At 65.7% G+C, this 3,239-nt stretch carries 4 protein-coding genes; 3 read left to right on the top strand and 1 reads right to left on the bottom strand.

Annotated elements, in window-relative coordinates:
• From JOY90_RS22615 to JOY90_RS22605, 3 genes are all read left to right on the top strand, one after another.
• Nucleotides 1-357, top strand: a 357-nt coding sequence (locus JOY90_RS22615) for an amidohydrolase family protein (protein WP_291693335.1), incomplete at its 5' end; no start/stop codon positions are given.
• Nucleotides 358-465: 108 nt separating this feature from the next.
• The gene (locus tag JOY90_RS22610) at nucleotides 466-1,890 is read left to right on the top strand and encodes an MFS transporter (protein WP_291693334.1); all 1,425 of its coding nucleotides are present in this window, start codon (nucleotides 466-468) and stop codon (nucleotides 1,888-1,890) included.
• Nucleotides 1,891-2,063: 173 nt separating this feature from the next.
• Nucleotides 2,064-2,507 carry a PEGA domain-containing protein gene (locus tag JOY90_RS22605; protein WP_291693333.1) on the top strand — a complete coding sequence of 148 codons (444 nt, stop codon included), beginning with the start codon at nucleotides 2,064-2,066 and terminating at the stop codon, nucleotides 2,505-2,507.
• A gap of 87 nt (nucleotides 2,508-2,594) precedes the next feature.
• Here JOY90_RS22605 and JOY90_RS22600 read toward each other — a convergent pair.
• The coding region (locus JOY90_RS22600) for an AAA family ATPase (protein ID WP_291693332.1) at nucleotides 2,595-3,239 on the bottom strand (645 nt) is incomplete at its 5' end.

Raw genomic sequence — 3,239 nt, 5'->3', positions numbered from 1 at the left:
AGCGGGCTCGCCTGGGTGCCGTTCCTGATGCAGCGGCTCGACGATCAATACCTGATGCGCCCCTCGGAAGCGCCGCAGCTCAAGCGCATGCCCAGCGAATACATGAGCGAGAACTGCTACTACACCACCCAGCCGATGGAAACGACGCACCCGAAGGCGCTGCAGAACACGCTCGAGATGATCAGGGCCGAGACCCAGCTCCTGTTCGCTTCCGACTGGCCGCATTTCGATTTCGATCTGCCGCAGATGATCTGCGACCTGCCCTTCCTGAGCGAGCAGGCCAAGCGCAATATCCTGGGCCTGAACGCCGCCAGGATCTTCAATCTCGACCCGACGCCGGTGAAGAAACTGATCTGAGCCTGCATCAATGGAGGTGACGCTGAAGGAACCCCCGCGATCTTGCCGGGTTGGCGTCGGTCAGGTTCGCGCCAAGCTGCCGCCAGAAGGGCTATCTCGATTCTCCAGATGCCGTCCTCCCTCACCGTGCATGCCGACGGCCTGCCGCTGCCGCAACGCCGCTGGGCCATCCTTACCATCGCGCTCGGCATCATCATGTCGGTGGTGGATGGCGCGATCGCCAACGTCGCGCTGCCGACGATCGCGCGGGACCTCGACGCCAGCCCCGCCTTCTCGATCTGGATCGTCAACGGCTATCAGCTCGCGATCACGATCTCGCTGCTGCCGCTCGCAGCCCTCGGCGAGATCATCGGCTATCGCCGCGTCTATCTGGCGGGACTGGCGCTGTTCACCCTGGCCTCGGCGTTCTGCGCGCTTTCGCACACCCTCCTGCTGCTCACCGTCGCGCGCATCGTGCAGGGCTTCGGCGCGGCCGGCATCATGAGCGTCAACGCGGCGCTGGTTCGTTTCACCTATCCGCGCCGTCAGCTCGGGCGCGGCATCGGCATCAACGCCATGGTGGTCGCGGTATCGGCGGCGATTGGACCTACGGTGGCCTCCGGCATCCTGGCGGTCGGCTCCTGGCCCTGGCTGTTCGCCGTCAACTTGCCGATCGGGCTGTTGACGTTTGCGCTCGGCTGGCACTTCCTGCCACATACCACGAACTCTCCGCACGCCTTCGATTGGCAGAGCGCAGGCCTCAGCGCCGTCACCTTCGGTCTCGGCATTGCGGCGATCGACAGCGCCGGCCATGGCGAGGCGCTGATGACTTGCCTGACGGAGTTTGCCGTCGCCGCGATTGCCGGAACGCTGCTCGTCTACCGGCAGACGCATATGGCCTCGCCCTTGCTGCCGGTCGATCTGTTGCGCATCCCGATCTTCGGACTGTCGATCGCAACCTCGATCGCCTCGTTCTGCGGCCAGATGCTCGCCCTCACTGCGCTGCCCTTCTATCTGCAGAGCCGTTTCGGCTATTCCGCCGTGAAGATGGGGCTTCTGATCACGCCGTGGCCGATCACCGTCGGCTTCGTCGCGCCGATCGCCGGACGGCTGGTCGAGCGCTTTCCCGCCGGGCTGCTCGGCGGCATCGGGCTTGCGATCTTTGCCGTCGGCCTCGGCGCGCTGGCGCTGCTCCCCGCCCATCCGTCCGATTTCGACGTGGTCTGGCGCATGGCGCTGACGGGCGCCGGGTTCGGCCTGTTTCAGACGCCGAACAACCGCACCATGATCGCCGCGGCGCCGCGCGAACGCGCAGGCGGCGCGAGCGGCATGCTGGGAACGGCGCGGCTCTTGGGCCAGACCACCGGTGCGGCCGTGGTCGCGCTTTTGCTCGGTCGCTATCCCGTCGACGGGACACAACTCTCGCTGTTCGTCGGCGCCGTCTTCGCGATGGCAGGCGCCGCACTCAGTTCGCTGCGGCTGTCCGAAGCCGGCCGCCAAGGCGCCGAGCACGTGCAGATTCACGAGGACCAGCGCTTGAAGGGCGATCGGTAAAAGGGGTCGGGCGGCTGCAACTGCAGGCAGTTGAACCGTCGTTGCAGCAACCGGCTGGTCCGAAAATGCGAGCCGCCGTCAAACACCGTCAATAATCTGTTGCGCTTCGGCTCTGGTTACGCTCCATTGCCTGCGGACTGAGGCACCGTGCGGGCTTAAGGGGCATTCGTCGCATGCGAGTTGTGGGAATTGTGACGCTCAGCTTCATGCTGGCGGGCTGCGCGTCGGTCACGCGTGGCACGACCGAAAACATCGCAATTGCATCGACACCTTCCGGCGCTGAAGCCGTGGTCTCCGGGTTGGAGGTGCCGACCACCTGCACCACCCCATGCGCCATCGTTGCCAAGCGCAATGCGGACATATCCATCACCTTTCAGAAGGAAGGCTATGAATCGCAGTTCGTGCAGTTGACGCGGGAGACTCCGGCGGCCGGAGCCGCAGGCCTCGCCGGCAACATCATTGCAGGCGGACTTATCGGCATCGGCGTTGATGCTGCAACGGGCGCCGCGACCGACCACAAACCCAATCCCGTCATCGTGACCTTGCAGCCGTCGGTCCGGCGGCCGCCCGCCCTGAAGAGGCCACGGCCACCACGCGCGCCTGACGCGGGAACGTAGCGCCAATCGCGGGGATCGGCGGAGGCCGACGACAATCGAAAAGGCCGGCTTTGCAGCCGGCCTTTTCCATTTCAGCAATCCTTTCAATCAGACCTTCACCAGCGGCCCCTTCGAGGCCGGGCCTTTTGGGCCGCTGCCACCGCCCGGGCCGCTGCCGCCGTCCGGGCCGCTCGGCTTGTTGGGCTTGCGCTTGCGCGCCACCGGCAGCTTCTCGGGCTGCGGCGTGACCGGGCCTTCGACGAACTCGAAGCCGATCTTCTCCTTCGCGGCCTCGCCTTCGGCCTCGTCCGTGGTCAGCACGACCCTGACATGGCCGCCGCCCTTGAGCTTGCCGAACAGCACCTCGTCGGCGAGCGGCTTCTTGATGTGCTCCTGGATGATCCGCGCCATCGGGCGGGCGCCCATCTGCTCGTCATAGCCATGCGTGATCAGCCAGGCCTTGGCCGGCTCCGACAGTTCGATGGTGACGTCGCGGTCGGCAAGCTGGGCCTCGAGCTGCAGCACGAATTTCTCGACCACCATGCCGATTACGTCGGCATTGAGGTGCGCGAACGAGACGATGGCATCGAGCCGGTTGCGGAACTCGGGCGCGAACTGCCGGTTGATCGCCTCGTGGTCGTCCCCTTCCCGCCTGTTGCGCGTGAAGCCGAAGGCTTGCCGCGCGAGATCGGCCGCGCCGGCATTGGTGGTCATGATCAGGATCACGTTGCGGAAATTGACCTGCTTGCCGTT

Source organism: Bradyrhizobium sp. (assembly GCF_019242285.1).
Classification (GTDB): Bacteria; Pseudomonadota; Alphaproteobacteria; order Rhizobiales; family Xanthobacteraceae; genus Bradyrhizobium.
This window is presented reverse-complemented; position numbering and strand designations above follow the sequence as displayed.